This window comes from Streptomyces sp. NPDC058653 (genome assembly GCF_042716895.1).
Lineage (GTDB): Bacteria > Actinomycetota > Actinomycetes > Streptomycetales > Streptomycetaceae > Streptomyces.
Genome location: NZ_JBHXRM010000007.1, coordinates 201,114 through 216,690 on the forward strand (window position 1 = coordinate 201,114; position 15,577 = coordinate 216,690).

A 15,577-nucleotide genomic window follows, 5' to 3' on the forward strand; every position below is an offset into this window, starting at 1 on the left:
CCGGAGCCTTCCGGCGCCACGTCCCGGGGGCTTCAGCCGTAGACGATCCGCCGGAGCTGCCTGAGGGACAGCTCCGGCGGAGCCACCGCGCGGTGCGGCAGTTCCGCCGCGATCCGCTCGAAGATCTCCGGGTTCGCGGCGCCGCCGGCCTGGAGCTCGCGGTGTCTGCGCCGGACGAACTCTTCGGCGGTCTCGTCGAAATACGCCAGTACGTCCAGAATCACCCGGGCCGCCTCGCCGCGCGGGAGCGCGGTGCTGCGGACCAGATGGTCGACGAGGTCGTCGTGGGACGACGGTGAACGGCGTTCGAGCACCCGTAGATACTGCGGGTGCAAGGAGGTTCTTTGCAAGAATCCTGCCCGAATCCGGGCAGGAGTACCCATGATCTCTTGCGAGGGGTCCCTCAGAGACGCTTCAGCACCGCCTGCTTGGCGGTCGTGAACTCCTCCTCCGTGAGGATCCCGGCCTGGTGCAGCTCGCCCAGCTCACGCAGCCTGCGCAGCAGCGCGTCATGATCGTCACCGCTCGCGGCCGGCCGGGGGCCCGGGACGGCGCCGTCGAGTGCCTTGGTGAGATCGGGGCCCGCCGACGGCGCGGCGTTCGGATGCGGAAGCCGGGCGACCACGGCGGCGGCCACCAGCGCCATCAGCGGGTCCTTCCGGAAGCCGTACAGCTCCACGGCGTGCGGGTCGTACTTGGGCGCCGGGGAATTGCCCCGGCCGACGACGAAGCGCAGGAAGCCGTTCTCCATCCCGGCGCTCGGCCGCCACTCCACGCCGTCCACGTCGTCGATCGTGAGCGTCGTCATACCCCGTGAGGACTTGGACTCCTCCGTCTTCCAGTTCCACTCCAGCCGGATCTGCTCGCCGTCGAAGCTCGCGGTCCCGTCGCCGGCGCCCATCGTGATCGGCAGGGACGGGCCGGGCAGCAGATAGCGGTCGGTCGGACCCGACTCGACCTCGTCCAGCAGCAGGGCGTTGCGCACCTCGTCCACGAAGTACTCGGCGACGCCCGTACGGTCGTTCTCCACCGTCAGCAGATACGGGTCCGAGCCCTCGTCCAGCTTTCCCCCGGCGACCCTCGTCAGCGGGTCGGCGCCGTCACGCAGCCGCAGCCTGAGCCGCCCCGACCTACGGCCCTGCTCGAAGGTGATGCCCGCCAACGCCCGGAGTGGAACGGCGACTTCACCGAGCGACTTGCGCAGCGGACTCACACGCTTGTCGCTGCCGGGCACGATCCGCACGGTGTCGCCGTCGAAGGTCCACGTACCGTCCTTCTGGATGATTTCCGCCATGGCGCCGATTGTTCCACCGAGGCGCCGAAGAATGGTCTACACCTTGACCACTGATGGGGCGTTGGGGTCCGATGGGGAGGTTCGGTTGCTCCGCACCACAGTCCTGAATTCCCTGAAGGGGCCAAGCCTGTGAGACAGCACGGAACATCCCCCACGTCCCCCACGTCCCCCACACCTCTCGCGTCCCGCACGCCCGTCGCCTCACCCGCGTCCCGGCGACTGCGCGCGCCGTTGCTCGTCGCCGTCGCCCTCTTCTCCTGCGTGGCCGCCTCCGGCGGTGTCGCCGCCGCGGACCCCGGAGACGGGGGCGGCGGTGGTGCGGGCGGCGGCGGAGGCGGTGGGGGCGGTGGCGGCTGGCGTACGGCGGCCGGAGCCGCCCAGGACGTCCGGCCGCTCGGCGACGTCGTGCCCGTACCCGCCTCGGTGCGGCCGGGCGGGAAGCCGTACACCCTCACCGGCTCGACCCGCATCCGGGTCGACGGCTCGCGCGAGGTACGGAGCGTCGGCACCTATCTGGCGGGGGTGCTGCGGCCCTCCACCGGCTATGACCTGCGGATCAGCGACGACCGCCGGGACCGGGGCCACGGCGGCCGGGGCGACGACGGGATCCGGCTGCGGCTGGCCTCCGGCGACCGCGACCGGGCGCTCGGCGACGAGGGCTACCGTCTGGAGTCGGACCGTGACGGGGTCACCCTCACCGCCCGCGAGCCCGCCGGGCTCTTCCACGGCGTCCAGACACTTCGCCAGCTCCTACCGGCCTCCGTGGAGCGCGACAGCCGGCAACGTGGGCCCTGGAGGATCGCCGGCGGAACCATCACCGACAAGCCGCGCTACGCCTACCGCGGCGCGATGCTCGACGTCTCACGGCACTTCTTCGGTGTCGAGCAGGTCAAGCGCTACATCGACCAGTTGGCGCTCTACAAGATCAACACCCTGCATCTGCACCTCTCCGACGACCAGGGCTGGCGCATCGCGATCGACTCCTGGCCGCGCCTCGCGACGTACGGCGGTTCGACCCAGGTCGGCGGCGGTCCCGGCGGGTACTACACCAAGGCCCAGTACCGCGAGCTGGTGCGTTACGCCGCCTCCCGCCATCTCGAGGTCGTCCCGGAGATCGACATGCCGGGCCACACGAACGCGGCGCTCGCCTCGTACGCCGAGCTGAACTGCGACGGCGTCGCGCCGCCGCTCTACACCGGCACCTCCGTCGGCTTCAGCTCGCTCTGCGCGACGAAGGAGATCACCTACGACTTCGTGGACGACGTGGTGCGCGAGCTGGCCGCCCTGACGCCCGGCAGATATCTGCACATCGGCGGCGACGAGGCGCACTCCACCAGCCACGAGGACTATGTGGAGTTCATGCGGCGGACCCAGGCGGTCGTGGGCGCCTACGGCAAGACGGTGGTGGGCTGGCACCAGCTGACCGGCGCCGACCCGGTGAAGGGCGCGGTCGCGCAGTACTGGGGCTACGACGCCACGGGCGCCGCCGAGCGCGCCCAGGTCGCCGAGGCGACGAAGGCCGGCACGAAGCTGGTCCTGTCGCCGGCCGACCGGGTCTACCTCGACATGAAGTACGACCGGAACACCGACCTCGGCCAGAGCTGGGCCGGTCTCGTGGAGGTGGACCGCTCCTACGACTGGGACCCGGCCACCTATCTCGCCGACGCGGGGGTCGCCCCGGGCGCGGTGCTGGGAATCGAGGCGCCGCTCTGGTCGGAGACCCTGTCGACCAGCGACAACATCGAGAGGATGGCGTTCCCGAGGCTGCCCGGTGTCGCGGAGATCGGCTGGTCCCCGCAGTCGGCGCGGGACTGGGACACGTACAAGGAACGGCTGGCGTCACAGGGCCCGCGGATGACGGCCCTGGGGATCGACTACTACCCGTCGCCGGTCGTGCCGTGGCCGGGGACGGGCGGATCCCGGTGAGCCGGGGGCACTGACGAGCAGGCGGGCGCCCGAGAGGGACCGTGCGTGAGCGCGGGCGCCCGCCGGTCCCGGCACCCTCGGCGGGACGACCGGACTGCTCGTCGGGCGGTGGCCAACTGCTGGGGTGGGCGCGGTGGTTGGGATGGGTCGTTGTGGCGCGGGTCGGTGAGTACGGATACTCACGCTGTCGGCCGCGCCCCAGGTGACCATGGGAACCACCGCCCGTTCGTCGACACCGGAGGCCCCTCATGCTCAGCCGTACAGCCGCCGCACTGGTGCCGTTCTTCGGCCGCCTCACGGTCACGCTGGACGCCGGGGCGGAGCTGGCTCCCGGCAGCATCGTCGCCGCGAACCACACCTCGCTCAGCGACCCCGCGATCGTCCTCGCCGCGCTGCGCCGACTGGGCGTCGAGCCCGTCGTGATGGCGGCGGCGGGGCTGTGGCGCGTACCGCTCCTCGGGCGCGCCCTCACCCGCGGCGGGCACGTCCCCGTCCGGCGCGCCGACCCACGGGCCGCCGGCTGTCTCGACGACGCGGCGGCGGCGCTCGCGCGTGGCCGCACCGTACTCATCTACGGCGAGGGCGGCATCCCGGACGGCGGCGACGCCACCGAGCTCCCTCCCCGGCCCTTCCGTACCGGCCTGGCCCGGCTCGCCACCGCGACCGGCGCCCCGGTCGTCCCCCTCGGGCAGAGCGGCGCCCGGCGCGTCACCTCCGGCGGGGTCGTCGGGCAACTCGCGGGGCTGGCGACAGCGCCCCTGCGCCGCCCGGACCTGCGGGTGCACATCGGGCCCCCGCTGCGGCTGACGGGCGACCCGGGGACCGCCACCGCGCAGGCCCACGGCGCGGTCACCGCCGCGTGGTCCACCGCCGCGCACTCGCACGGCGTGCCGGCGGGCCGGTCGGCGTCCCGGGTCCCGGTCGGCGCCGCCGGCTGACCGACGCGCACGGCAACTCGGCGTGGACCACGCGACTTTCCGGGTCTTCCCGACGGCCGCGGCGAGATGTCGGCCGCGCCGTACGGGGCGGGTGTCCGACCGGTGCGGGAGAGTGGGAAGGACAGCCGCGTCCGTCGTCCCGAAGGAGTCAGTGATGTCCGTGCGCCGCGTGGTGCCCAACTTCCATGTGAAGGCCGAGGAGCAGGAGCGGAGCCGGGAGTTCTACGGCCTCCTGGGTTTCGAGGAGGTCATGAACCAGGGCTGGATCCTCACCCTCGCCTCACCCTCCACACCGGGCGCGCAGGTGAGCCTTCTGACCCATGACATGACGGGGCCCGTCGTCGCCGACATGAGCGTCGAGGTGGACGACGTGGACGCGGCCTACGCGGCGGTGCGGGCGAGCGGCGCGGAGATCGTGCACCCGCTCCAGGACGAGGAGTGGGGCGTCCGCCGCTTCTTCGTCCGAGACCCGGGCGGCCGGGTCGTCAACGTGCTGAGCCACCGCTGAGGGTGGGCCTCGCGTCCGGGCTCACCCCCAGATCCGTGGACGCGAGGACGATGAACTGCTCCAGGCGCTCTCGGGCCAGCTCCCCGTTGGCGCGCAGTCCTTGCTGATCATCGGCCTGGTGGAGGGCGGACGTCTTCTCGTACGCGTCCCTCGCGGCGTCGACCACCTCCGGGGAGTCGGCTATGAGCTGCACACGGAACAACGCGTGCAGGGCCACCCCGCGCAGGCGGTAGGACTCGGTGCGCGCCTCGAAGTGATGGGAGCTTTCCGGGTCTTCACGCCTCCTGTGCCAGCGGTCCTGCTGACCTCGGCGGAGCTCGGTGACAGCGCCGGCGAAGTCGCTGTAGACGGTGAGGCGCTCCGCGCGGAGTTGCTGGCCCAGCGCGAAGTTCTGAGCGCGCTCCGAGGAGGTGCGCTGGAACAGGTGGGTGACGACCACGCCGAGAATCGTGCCGAGGACAGCCACCAGAGTGGAGAGAACGCCATTCATGGGCGCAGCACATCACAGGGCCCGTATCCGGCGCGGCCACTCGGCGAGAGTCGCCGGCCGTCCCGTCGCGGCCGTCCCGTCCCGTCGCGGCCGTCCCGCCGGACCGGCCCTAGAGGCCCAGCTCCCTTGCGATCAGCATGCGTTGGACCTCGCTCGTGCCCTCGCCGATCTCCAGGATCTTGGAGTCGCGCCACATGCGGGCCACCGGATACTCGTTCATGAAGCCGTAGCCGCCGTGGATCTGGGTGGCCTCGCGGGCGTTGTCCACCGCGACCGTCGAGGAGTAGAGCTTCGCCAGTGCCGCCTCCTTCTTGAAGGGCTCGCCGTGCACCAGGCGGGAGGCCGCGTCGCGCCAGCCGAGGCGGGCCATGTGCGCCCGCATCTCCATGTCGGCGATCTTGAACTGGATGGCCTGGTTCGCGCCGATCGGACGGCCGAAGGCGTGCCGCTCCTTCGCGTATCTCACCGACTCGTCCACACAGCCCTGGGCGAGGCCCGTCGCCAGCGCGGAGATCGCGATGCGGCCCTCGTCCAGGATGCGGAGGAACTGCGCGTAACCCCGGCCCTCCGCGCCGAGCAGGTTCGCCAGCGGCACCCGGACGTCCGAGAAGGACAGCTCGCGGGTGTCCGACGCGTTCCAGCCGACTTTCGAGTACGGGGCCGCGACCGTGAAGCCCGGGGTGCCGGACGGGACGATGATCGAGGAGATCTCCGGGCGGCCGTCCTCCTTGCGGCCGGTGACCGCGGTGACCGTGACCAGGCCCGTGATGTCCGTGCCGGAGTTGGTGATGAAGCATTTCGAGCCGTTGATGACCCACTCGTCGCCGTCCCGTACGGCCGTGGTGCGGGTGCCGCCCGCGTCCGAGCCGGCCTCGGGCTCGGTCAGCCCGAAGGCGCCGAGGACCTCACCGGAGCACAGGCGCGGCAGCCACTCCCGCTTCTGCTCCTCCGTACCGAAGAGGTGCAGCGGCATCGCGCCGAGCGAGACGCCCGCTTCGAGGGTGATGGCCACCGACGAGTCGACGCGGGCCAGCTCCTCCAGGGCGATGCCGAGCGCCATGTAGTCGCCGCCCATGCCGCCGTACTCCTCGGGGAAGGGCAGGCCGAACAGGCCCATCCGCCCCATCTCGCGCACGATCTCGTAGGGGAACTCGTGCCGCTCGTAGAAGTCGCCGATCTTGGGTGCGACGACGTCCTGAGCGAACGCCTCGACGGTACGGCGCAGTTCCTCGTGCTCGTCGGAGAGCCGGTGGTCCAGGGTCATGGCTAGGACTCCTTGTGGGAGAGGGCGCTTACGGTGCGCGAGGGGCTGGGTCGTCCCAACTGGCCGGCCATCCAGGCGCTGGTGGCGGTGAGCAGGCCGAGATCGACCCCGGTGGAGATACCGAGGCCTTGCAGCATCCACAGGAGGTCTTCGGTGGCGAGATTTCCGGTGGCGCTCTTCGCGAACGGGCAGCCGCCGAGGCCGCCCGCCGACGCGTCGACGGTCGTCACTCCGTGCTGGAGCGCGGCGAAGGTGTTGGCGAGTGCCTGGCCGTACGTGTCGTGGAAGTGCACCCCGATCCTGGAGACGTGCACACCCTCCTCGATGAGCGTGGCGAGCAGGCTCTGCACATGGCCGGGGGTGGCGACACCGATCGTGTCCCCGAGGCTCACCTCGTCGCAGCCCATGTCGACCAGGGCCCTGACGACGCGGGCCACCTGGTCGACGGGGACGGGCCCCTCCCACGGGTCGCCGAAGCACATCGACAAGTAGCCCCGGACATGGAGGCGCTCCTCGCGGGCGCGGGCGACGACCGGCTCGAACATGGCGAGCGACTCGTCCAGGGACCGGTTCAGATTGGCCTTGGCGAAGGACTCGGTCGCGCTGGCGAAGACGGCCACCTGACGGACGCCGAGGGCCAGCGCGCGGTCCAGTCCCCGTTCGTTCGGCACGAGGACGGGCAGCCGTACGCTCTCGAGATCGCGCACCATCGGGAACAGCTGCTCCGCGTCGGCCAGTTGGGGCACCCACTTGGGGTGGACGAAGCTCGTCGCCTCGATGGTGGTGAGCCCGGCGGCGGCGAGGCGGTGGATGAACTCGGCCTTGATCTCGGTGGGGACGATCGTCGACTCGTTCTGGAGGCCGTCGCGCGCGCCCACCTCATGGATCCGGATCCGGGTCGGCAGACCCTCGTCCATGACGGTCATGGGGAGTGTCATCTCTCCTCCTCGGTGACCGCGGTCGGCGCGACCACGGCCAGCACCTGGTCCATCGCGACGGTGGAGCCCGCCACCACGTCGAGCTCCGTGACGGTGCCCCCGTGCGGGGCCGAGACGACGTGCTCCATCTTCATCGCCTCGACCACCAACAGGCCCTGGCCCGCGACGACTTCGTCCCCGACGGCCACCTTCACGACCGTGACCGTGCCGGGCATCGGGGCCGTGAGCGCGTCGAGCCCCGCCGCGCCGGCCGCGCCGAGCAGCGCGGCCTCGACCGGATCATGGTCCTGTACGTGCCAGCTGTCGCCGTCCCTGCCGAGCCAGCCGTCCGCCCGGTGGAACGTGTGGGTCCTCCCGTCCACCGTGACGGTGACCCGGCCGGGCTCCACAAGCGGCGGGCCACCGCCGAGCAGCCGGTGGGTGACCGGTTCATGTCCCGCGACACGCAGATGGTGGGTGACCGGCACGGTCATGCCGCCCATCCGCCAGCCGTTCGGTACGGAGAAGGGGTCGGTCCAGCCGCCGCCCGACCCGGTGGCGGGCGCGGGGGCCAGCTCCGACTCCCGTACCGCCGCCGCCGCTTCGTACACCTCCACCGGCACGTCCCCCGGCACCAGCGCGTCCGCGTCCCGCTCCACCAGGCCGGTGTCCAGCTCGCCCGCCACCACGGCGGGGTGGGCCAGCAGCCTCCGCAGGAAGCCGGCGTTGGTCGGGACGCCCAGCGTCACCGTCTCCGCCAGCGCCGCCCGCAGTCGGCGCAGCGCCGTCGCCCGGTCCGGGGCGTGCACGATCACCTTCGACAGCATCGGGTCGTACAGGCTCCCGACCTCCGTGCCCTCGCTCAGGCCCGAGTCCGTGCGTACGCCGTCGCCGTCCGGCTCGCGCAACGACAGCACCCGGCCGCCCGAGGGGAGGAAGCCGCGCGCGGGGTCCTCCGCGCAGATCCGGGCCTCGATGGCGTGCCCGGTGAGGGTGATGTCCTCCTGGGTGAACGGAAGCCGCTCACCGGCGGCGACGCGCAGCTGCCACTCCACCAGATCCAGACCGGTGACCAGCTCGGTGACCGGGTGCTCGACCTGGAGACGGGTGTTCATCTCCATGAAGAAGTACGAACCGGGGTCGTCGCCCGGGACGATGAACTCGACCGTCCCCGCCCCCCGGTAGCCGCAGGAGCGCGCCGCCTGCACCGCGGCCTCGCCCATCGCCGCCCGGGTCTTCTCGTCGAGCAGGACGGACGGCGCCTCCTCGATGATCTTCTGGTGCCGGCGCTGCAACGAGCACTCGCGCTCGCCGAGATGGATCACATTGCCGTGCCCGTCGGCGAGCACCTGGATCTCGATATGGCGGGGGCGGTCGATCCAGCGCTCGACCAGAAGCGTGTCGTCGCCGAAGGAGGCGCGGGCCTCGCGCCGGGCCGCCGCGATCTCGTCGCGCAGGGCCGACTCCAGGCGGGTGAGCCGCATGCCCTTGCCGCCGCCGCCCGCCGACGGCTTCAGGAGCACCGGCATCCCGATCTCCCTGGCCGCCTCGGCCAGTTGGTCGTCGGTCAGTCCGCTGCCGGACGAGCCGGGCACCACCGGCACACCGGCGGCGGCGACGGTCTCCTTGGCGCGGATCTTGTCGCCCATCAGCGAGATCGCGGATGCCGTCGGCCCGATGAAGACGAGACCGGCGTCCGCGCACGCCTGCGCGAAGGCCGCGTTCTCCGCGAGGAAGCCGTAGCCCGGGTGGACGGCCTGGGCGCCCGTACGGGCGGCGGCCTCCAGGAGGCGGCCGCTCACGAGATAGCTCTCGGACGCGGGCGCCGGACCGATCCGGACGGCGGTGTCCGCCTCACGTACATGCCGGGCGTCCGCGTCCGCGTCGCTGAAGACCGCGACGGAACGGATGCCCAGCGCGCGCAGCGTACGGATGACGCGGACCGCGATCTCGCCCCGGTTCGCGACGAGGACCGTGTCGAACATGCCGCCCGGAGCCGCCGCTCGAACGGTGGGGGTGGGCGCGGTGGTCGTACGCGCGGTGCTGGTGGTGTGCAGGGAGGTCATGTGTCACTCACATCCGGAAGACGCCGAAGCCGGGGGCGGTGCTGTCCTTCTGGGGAAGCGGGGCGTTGGCACAGGCCGTCAGCGCGAGACCCACCACCTGGCGGGTCTCCAGCGGATCGATCACCCCGTCGTCCCAGAGCCGCGCCGTCGCGTAGTAGGCGTTGCCCTGTGTCTCGTACTGCGCGCGCACCGGGTCCTTGAACGCCTCCTCCTCGTCGGCCGGCCACTCCTCGCCGCGCCCCTCGATCTGGTCGCGCTTGACCGTCGCGAGGACCGAGGCCGCCTGCTCGCCGCCCATGACGGAAATCTTGGCGTTGGGCCACATCCACAGGAAGCGGGGGGAGTAGGCCCGGCCGCACATCGAGTAGTTCCCCGCGCCGTAGGAACCGCCGACCACGACGGTGAGCTTCGGCACGCGCGCGCACGCCACGGCCGTCACCATCTTCGCGCCGTGCTTGGCGATACCGCCCGCCTCGTACGCCTTGCCGACCATGAACCCCGAGATGTTCTGGAGGAAGAGCAGCGGGATGCCGCGCTGGTCGCACAGCTCGATGAAGTGCGCGCCCTTCTGGGCCGATTCGGAGAACAGGATGCCGTTGTTGGCGACGATCCCCACCGGGTGGCCGTGGACCCGGGCGAAGCCGGTCACCAGGGTCGTACCGAACTCGGACTTGAACTCCGCGAACCGCGAGCCGTCCACCAGCCGGGCGATGACCTCGCGGACGTCGTACGGAGTGCGCGAGTCGACCGGCACCGCCCCGTACAGCCCCATCGGGTCGACCTTCGGCTCCTCCACCGGCTCGACCCGCCACGGCAGCGGACCGCGCTCCGGGAGCGTCGAGACGATCGTACGGACGATCCGCAGCGCGTGCGCGTCGTCCTCGGCGAGATGGTCGGTCACCCCCGACGTACGCGAGTGGACCTCGCCGCCGCCCAGCTCCTCGGCGGTGACGACCTCGCCCGTCGCCGCCTTCACCAGGGGCGGGCCGCCGAGGAAGATCGTGCCCTGGCCGCGGACGATCACCGCCTCGTCGCTCATCGCGGGCACATACGCGCCGCCCGCCGTGCAGGAGCCGAGGACGGCCGCGATCTGGGGGATTCCGGCGCCGGACATCCGCGCCTGGTTGTAGAAGATCCGGCCGAAGTGGTCGCGGTCGGGGAAGACCTCGTCCTGCATCGGGAGGAAGGCGCCGCCCGAGTCCACGAGATAGACGCACGGCAGTCTGTTCTCCAGCGCGACCTCCTGGGCGCGCAGATGCTTCTTCACCGTCATCGGGTAATACGTCCCGCCCTTGACCGTGGCGTCATTGGCGACCACGACCACCTCTCGGCCGCTGACCCGGCCGATCCCGGCGATCACCCCGGCCGCGGGCGCCTGGCCGCCGTACATGCCCTCCGCCGCCAGCGGCGCCAGCTCCAGGAAGGGCGAGCCGGGGTCCAGCAGCGTGTCCACCCGGTCGCGGGGCAGCAGCTTCCCGCGCGCCACGTGCCGGGCGCGGGACTTCTCGCCGCCGCCCAGCCGGGCGGCGGCGAGCCGGTCGCGCAGGGCGTCGGAGAGCCGCTGATGCGCCGACTCGTTGACGCGCCAGGACTCGGCGGCCGGGTCGGCGGCGCTCGCCAGCACGGGTGCCTGCTGCATCGGTCGAGCTCCCTCGCACGGTTAATAAGCGTTAACGTTACGGTCTCAGGTTAACGACCGCTAACCGTCCTGTCTAGAATGGATTTCCATGAGCACCAGGACCGCGGCCCCGACGCGCCGCGAGCAGATCCTCAACGAGGCCGCCAGGCTCTTCGCGGAGCGCGGTTTCCACGGCGTGGGCGTGGACGAGATAGGGGCGGCCGTCGGTATCAGCGGGCCGGGCCTGTACCGCCATTTCGCGGGCAAGGACGCCATGCTCGCCGAACTGCTCGTCGGCATCAGCGGCCGGCTGCTGGACGGCGGCAGGAAGCGGGTGGCGGCGACGACCGGTGACCCGGAGGCCGTGCTCGCCTCGCTGATCGACGGCCATATCGACTTCGCGCTGGACGACCGCCCGCTGATCACGCTGCACGACCGCGAACTGGACCGGCTCAGGGACAGCGACCGCAAGCTCGTGCGGCAGCTTCAGCGGCAGTACGTGGAGCTCTGGGTCGGTGTCGTCCGCGACATCCACCAGGATCTGCCCGAGCCGGTGGCGCGCGGCGCCGTGCACGCGGTCTTCGGCCTGCTGAACTCGACCCCGCATCTGAGCCCCACCGGGCGCGGCACACCCCGGCGCGCGGTCGCGGAAACGCTCCTGCGGCGCTTGGCGCACGGCGCGTTCGCCGCCCTCGGTGAGGAGGAGGACGGCTCGGCGCGTCTGTGAGGGCGGGGCCCGGCCGGCTGCCGCCGGCGGTACCTCAGGCCCGGAGGCCGGCGAGCTGCCCCGCCAGCGTCTCCACCGCCTGGAACCGCGCTCCGAACAGCGCCACGTGCTTCCAGTGCAGCGTGCCGTCCGGCGCGATCAGGAAGACCGACCGGCGCAGCCCGATCCCGGGGGCGGCGATCCCGAACGCCCGCGCCACCGTCCGGCCGGTGTCGGCGAGCAGCGGGATGCGCAGCCGGTGCTTACGGGCGAACCCCTCGTGGCTGTCGACGTCCTGCGGGCTGATGCCCCACACCTGGGCGCCCAGTTCGGTGAACGTCTCAAGACCGCTGGAGTACGAGCACATCTGCTTGGTGCAGACACTGGTGTCGTCACCGGGGTAGAAGGCCAGGACGAGTGGACGGCCGCGCTGCTCGTCGAGGCGGTACTCCCTCCGTACGAAGGTGTCGTCCCCGTCGAGCACCCCGCCGGGCAGGGTGAAATTCTCCGGGGGAAGGCCGAGACCGGCTGTCGCTGCCACAAGAGGCTCCTCGCTGATCAGGGTGCGCGGCTGTCCGCGCACTCCGTGGTCCTACGGGTCGTTCCCCGCTCGTCACTCGCCGCGCTCCGCCGGATTTCTCCGGCCGCGCGGGCCCTCCCGGACAGGGCCGGGCGAGTCCAGTCACCGGGACGAGCGGCCCGACGCGTACATCTGACGGCACAATGGGCTCATGCCGATACCCAGCCGCGAAGCTCTCGTCGACCACCTCGTCCGTACGCGTATCGCCGGAGACGTGGCCACTCCCAGGGACAACAACCTCTCCCACTACCGCAAGCTCGCCAACGGCGACCGCCACTTCTGGCTGGGCCTCGAGCTCGGCGACCGTTGGACGGACGAGCAGGACGTGCTCGCCGTGATGGCCGAGCGGTGCGGCGTCAACGACGATCCGGAGCACCGGCACGGCCAGGACACCATCGATCCCGAACTGACCGTCGACGCCCTGGAACGGATGGCGGCGCGGCTGCGCAAGGCGGCGGACGCCCGCGAGAGCGTGCTCTTCGCCACCGGTCACCCCGGCGGGCTGCTGGACGTCCACCGTCAGACGGCGGACGCGCTGCGGCTGGCCGGCTGCGAGATCGTCCGGATCCCCGGCGGTCTCACGGCCGACGAGGGCATGGTCTTCCAGTTCGCCGGTGTCGCGATGCTGGAGCGCGGGGCCACCCTCTGGCACACCCACTCGCCCGAACCGATGCGCGCCATCCTGGACGGCCTGGAGCGCGACGGCAGACCGCAGCCGGACCTGGTGCTCGCCGACCACGGCTGGGCGGGCTGCGCGGGGCAGCGCGGCCTCGACTCGATCGGGTACGCGGACTGCAACGACCCGGCCCTGTTCATCGGCGAGGCCGAGGGCACCCTTCAGGTGACGGTCCCGCTGGACGACCATGTGACGGACCCCCGCTTCTACGACCCGATGACGGAGTACCTGCTGAACGCGGCCGGCCTCACCAACACCGTCTGAGCGGCCGACCGGCACCACCACGGCACCACAGCAGCCCGGCGCTGAGGACACGGACAGCGGCCGGGCTCAGTCGCGCCCCGGCCCGGAGCCCGCGCCGGAGGCCCCGGAGCTCCCGCCACCGATCCCGGAGCCCGCGCGAGAGGCCCCGGACTCCCTGGGCACGCGCATGACGCCCTCCTGGATCACCGAGATCGCCAGCCGTCCGTCCTGCGTGTAGATACGGGCCTGGCCGAGCCCCCGGCCGCCGGACGCGGACGGCGACGTCTGGTCGTACAGCAGCCACTCGTCCGCCCGGAAGGGGCGGTGGAACCACATCGCGTGGTCCAGGCTCGCCCCGACGATGTCACCCACCGCCCAGCCGCCCCTGCCGTGCGCGAGCAGCACCGAGTCGAGCAGCGTCATGTCGGAGACGTACGTCGCCAGACAGACGTGCAGCAGCGGGTCGTCGGCGAGCTTGCCCACCGTGCGGAACCACACCTGCGAGCGCGCCTCGCGCGGCTGCCCGGCCGTCGCGTACGGCGGGGCGTCGACGTACCGCAGATCCACCGCGGCCCGTGCCTCCAGCAGCCGGTCGGCGACGGACGGGTCCACGAACCGGTCCGCGTAGCGCGGCAGCGTCTCGGCGGCCGTCGGAAGCGACTCCGGATCGGTCGCCGGCGGCATGGGCGCCTGATGCTCCAGGCCCTCCTCGTACGCCTGGAAGGACGCCGAGAGATGGAAGATCGGCTTCCCGTGCTGGACGGCCACCACCCGGCGCGTGGTGAAGGACCGGCCGTCGCGGATGCGGTCGACCGTGTAGACGATCGGCGCGCCCGGATCGCCCGCCCGCAGGAAGTACGAGTGCAGGGAGTGGGCGGAGCGGTCGGCGGGGACGGTACGGCCCGCGGCCACCAGGGCCTGCGCGGCGACCTGGCCGCCGTAGACGCGCGGGATCGCGGCCGAGCGGCTGACACCGCGGAAGATGTCCTCCTCGATCCGCTCCAGGTCGAGCAGTTCGAGGAGGGACTCCAGTGCGTTCATGGGCTGATCGTGTCCCCGGTGCTCACGCGCGGTCCCGCGGACCTACAGGCCCATCGACTTGGCGATGATCATCTTCATGACCTCGCTCGTGCCGCCGTAGATGCGGTTGACGCGGTTGTCCGCGTAAAGGCGGGCGATCGGGTACTCGTTCATGTAGCCGTACCCGCCGTGCAGTTGAAGGCACTTGTCGATCACGCGGTGCGCGACCTCCGTACAGAAGAGCTTCGCCGACGCGGCCTCGGCCGCGGACAGCTCGCCCTTGTCGTGCGCGTCGAGGGCGCGGTCGCAGACGGCCTCGGCCGCGTCGACCTCGGCCTTGCAGGCGGCCAGTTCGAACTTGGTGTTCTGGAAGGAGGCGACCGTCTTGCCGAAGACGGTGCGGTCCTGCACGTACTGCTGCGCGAACCGGATGGCCGCCGACGCCTGCGCGTACGCGCCTACGGCGATGCCCAGGCGCTCCTGCGGCAGATTCTGGCCGAGGTAGGAGAAGCCCTTGTTCTCCTCGCCGAGCAGGTCCTCGACGGGCACCTTGACGTCGCTGAAGGAGAGTTCGGCGGTGTCCGAGGACTTCAGGCCCAGCTTGTCGAGCTTGCGGCCCACCGCGTACCCCTCGGACGCGGTGTCCACCACGAAGAGCGAGATGCCGTGCCTGCGGTCCTCCGGGCTCGGCGGCGCGGTGCGGGCGCAGACGATGACGCGGTCGGCGTGCACACCGCCGGTGATGAAGGTCTTGGCACCGTTGAGCACGTAGTGCGAGCCGTCGGCGGAGAGCTTCGCCGTCGTCTTCATGCCCGCGAGGTCGGAGCCGGTGCCGGGCTCGGTCATGGCGATGGCGTACATGGTCTCGCCGGTCACGAACCCGGGCAGCCACCGCTTCTTCTGCTCCTCGGTGGCGTACGCCTTCACATACGGCAGGCAGAGCGCGACATGCACACTGGACCCTCCGAAGGAGACACCCGCGCGGGCGCACTCCTCGGAGACGACGGCCTGGAACTTGAACGACTCCTCGCCCGCGCCGCCGTACTCCTCGGGCACCTCGATCCCGAAGATGCCCAGCTCGCCGAGCTTGTAGTAGAACTCGCGGGGGACGAGCCCCTCGGCGTACCACTCGTCGTAGACCGGCACGACCTCGGCCTCGATGAAGGCGCGGAGAGTCTCCCGGAACGCCTCGTGGTCCTCGTTGTACACGCTACGGCGCACGGAAGCCCTCTCCTCGGTCTGAGTGGTCTGAGCGGCCTGAAGCGCTAGACCTAAGCGCTTGCTCAGTTCTTAGAAAGTTACCCGGCGGTCACCGCGACTGTCCAGGGCGG

14 protein-coding genes and 1 pseudogene are annotated in these 15,577 nt (G+C 71.6%); 5 read left to right on the forward strand and 10 right to left on the reverse strand.

All coding sequences use genetic code 11. The features are described 5' to 3' along the window. Positions 1 to 32: 32 nt before the first annotated feature. Positions 33 to 314 (reverse strand): hypothetical protein, encoded by a 282-nt coding sequence (locus ACFWU9_RS09190; RefSeq protein WP_189107004.1) that lies wholly within the window; start codon positions 312 to 314, stop codon positions 33 to 35. Between the two features lie 89 nt (positions 315 to 403). Then, positions 404 to 1,294, reverse strand: coding sequence for a DUF4429 domain-containing protein (locus tag ACFWU9_RS09195; RefSeq protein ID WP_384315900.1), 891 nt, complete (start codon positions 1,292 to 1,294; stop codon positions 404 to 406). A gap of 129 nt (positions 1,295 to 1,423) precedes the next feature. On the opposite strand from ACFWU9_RS09195, the gene ACFWU9_RS09200 reads away from it, so the two are divergent. From ACFWU9_RS09200 to ACFWU9_RS09210, 3 genes are all read left to right on the forward strand, one after another. Beyond that, positions 1,424 to 3,220 (forward strand): beta-N-acetylhexosaminidase, encoded by a 1,797-nt coding sequence (locus tag ACFWU9_RS09200; RefSeq protein ID WP_384315902.1) that lies wholly within the window; start codon positions 1,424 to 1,426, stop codon positions 3,218 to 3,220. Positions 3,221 to 3,468: 248 nt separating this feature from the next. Continuing rightward, positions 3,469 to 4,158, forward strand: coding sequence for a lysophospholipid acyltransferase family protein (locus ACFWU9_RS09205; protein WP_384315904.1), 690 nt, complete (start codon positions 3,469 to 3,471; stop codon positions 4,156 to 4,158). 154 nt (positions 4,159 to 4,312) lie between these two features. Continuing rightward, positions 4,313 to 4,666, forward strand: coding sequence for a VOC family protein (locus ACFWU9_RS09210; RefSeq protein WP_384315906.1), 354 nt, complete (start codon positions 4,313 to 4,315; stop codon positions 4,664 to 4,666). Here the strand turns inward: ACFWU9_RS09210 and ACFWU9_RS09215 are convergent. The 5 genes from ACFWU9_RS09215 to ACFWU9_RS09235 form a co-directional block, all read right to left on the reverse strand. After that, positions 4,644 to 5,156: a hypothetical protein gene (locus ACFWU9_RS09215; RefSeq protein WP_384315908.1), complete on the reverse strand. Its 513-nt coding sequence runs from the start codon at positions 5,154 to 5,156 to the stop codon at positions 4,644 to 4,646. The two genes, ACFWU9_RS09210 and ACFWU9_RS09215, sit on opposite strands and share 23 nt — an antisense overlap. A gap of 109 nt (positions 5,157 to 5,265) precedes the next feature. Then, positions 5,266 to 6,420, reverse strand: coding sequence for an acyl-CoA dehydrogenase family protein (locus tag ACFWU9_RS09220; RefSeq protein WP_384315909.1), 1,155 nt, complete (start codon positions 6,418 to 6,420; stop codon positions 5,266 to 5,268). A gap of 2 nt (positions 6,421 to 6,422) precedes the next feature. Further along, positions 6,423 to 7,358: a hydroxymethylglutaryl-CoA lyase gene (locus tag ACFWU9_RS09225; protein WP_384315911.1), complete on the reverse strand. Its 936-nt coding sequence runs from the start codon at positions 7,356 to 7,358 to the stop codon at positions 6,423 to 6,425. After that, on the reverse strand, positions 7,355 to 9,322 hold the full coding sequence (locus ACFWU9_RS09230) for an acetyl/propionyl/methylcrotonyl-CoA carboxylase subunit alpha (RefSeq protein ID WP_384315968.1): 1,968 nt from the start codon (positions 9,320 to 9,322) through the stop codon (positions 7,355 to 7,357). Before ACFWU9_RS09230 ends, ACFWU9_RS09225 begins: the two co-directional genes overlap by 4 nt. 88 nt (positions 9,323 to 9,410) lie before the next feature. Continuing rightward, positions 9,411 to 11,042 carry a carboxyl transferase domain-containing protein gene (locus tag ACFWU9_RS09235; RefSeq protein ID WP_384315913.1) on the reverse strand — a complete coding sequence of 544 codons (1,632 nt, stop codon included), beginning with the start codon at positions 11,040 to 11,042 and terminating at the stop codon, positions 9,411 to 9,413. 88 nt (positions 11,043 to 11,130) lie between these two features. Between ACFWU9_RS09235 and ACFWU9_RS09240 the strand changes: the two genes are divergently transcribed. Continuing rightward, a complete protein-coding gene (locus tag ACFWU9_RS09240) occupies positions 11,131 to 11,748 on the forward strand; it encodes a TetR/AcrR family transcriptional regulator (protein WP_384315915.1) in 618 nt (205 codons plus the stop codon). Positions 11,749 to 11,782: 34 nt separating this feature from the next. On the opposite strand, the gene ACFWU9_RS09245 is transcribed toward ACFWU9_RS09240, so the two are convergent. Beyond that, positions 11,783 to 12,268, reverse strand: a complete 486-nt coding sequence (locus tag ACFWU9_RS09245) for a peroxiredoxin (RefSeq protein ID WP_384315916.1) — start codon at positions 12,266 to 12,268, stop codon at positions 11,783 to 11,785. A gap of 190 nt (positions 12,269 to 12,458) precedes the next feature. On the opposite strand from ACFWU9_RS09245, the gene ACFWU9_RS09250 reads away from it, so the two are divergent. Then, positions 12,459 to 13,247, forward strand: a complete 789-nt coding sequence (locus ACFWU9_RS09250) for a phosphatase (RefSeq protein WP_384315918.1) — start codon at positions 12,459 to 12,461, stop codon at positions 13,245 to 13,247. 153 nt (positions 13,248 to 13,400) lie between these two features. Here the strand turns inward: ACFWU9_RS09250 and ACFWU9_RS09255 are convergent. Then, positions 13,401 to 14,267, reverse strand: a pseudogene (locus ACFWU9_RS09255) (acyl-CoA thioesterase); the annotation flags it as partial. 42 nt (positions 14,268 to 14,309) lie between these two features. Beyond that, the gene (locus tag ACFWU9_RS09260; protein ID WP_384315920.1) at positions 14,310 to 15,467 is read right to left on the reverse strand and encodes an acyl-CoA dehydrogenase family protein; all 1,158 of its coding nucleotides are present in this window, start codon (positions 15,465 to 15,467) and stop codon (positions 14,310 to 14,312) included. Between the last annotated feature and the right edge of the window lie 110 nt (positions 15,468 to 15,577).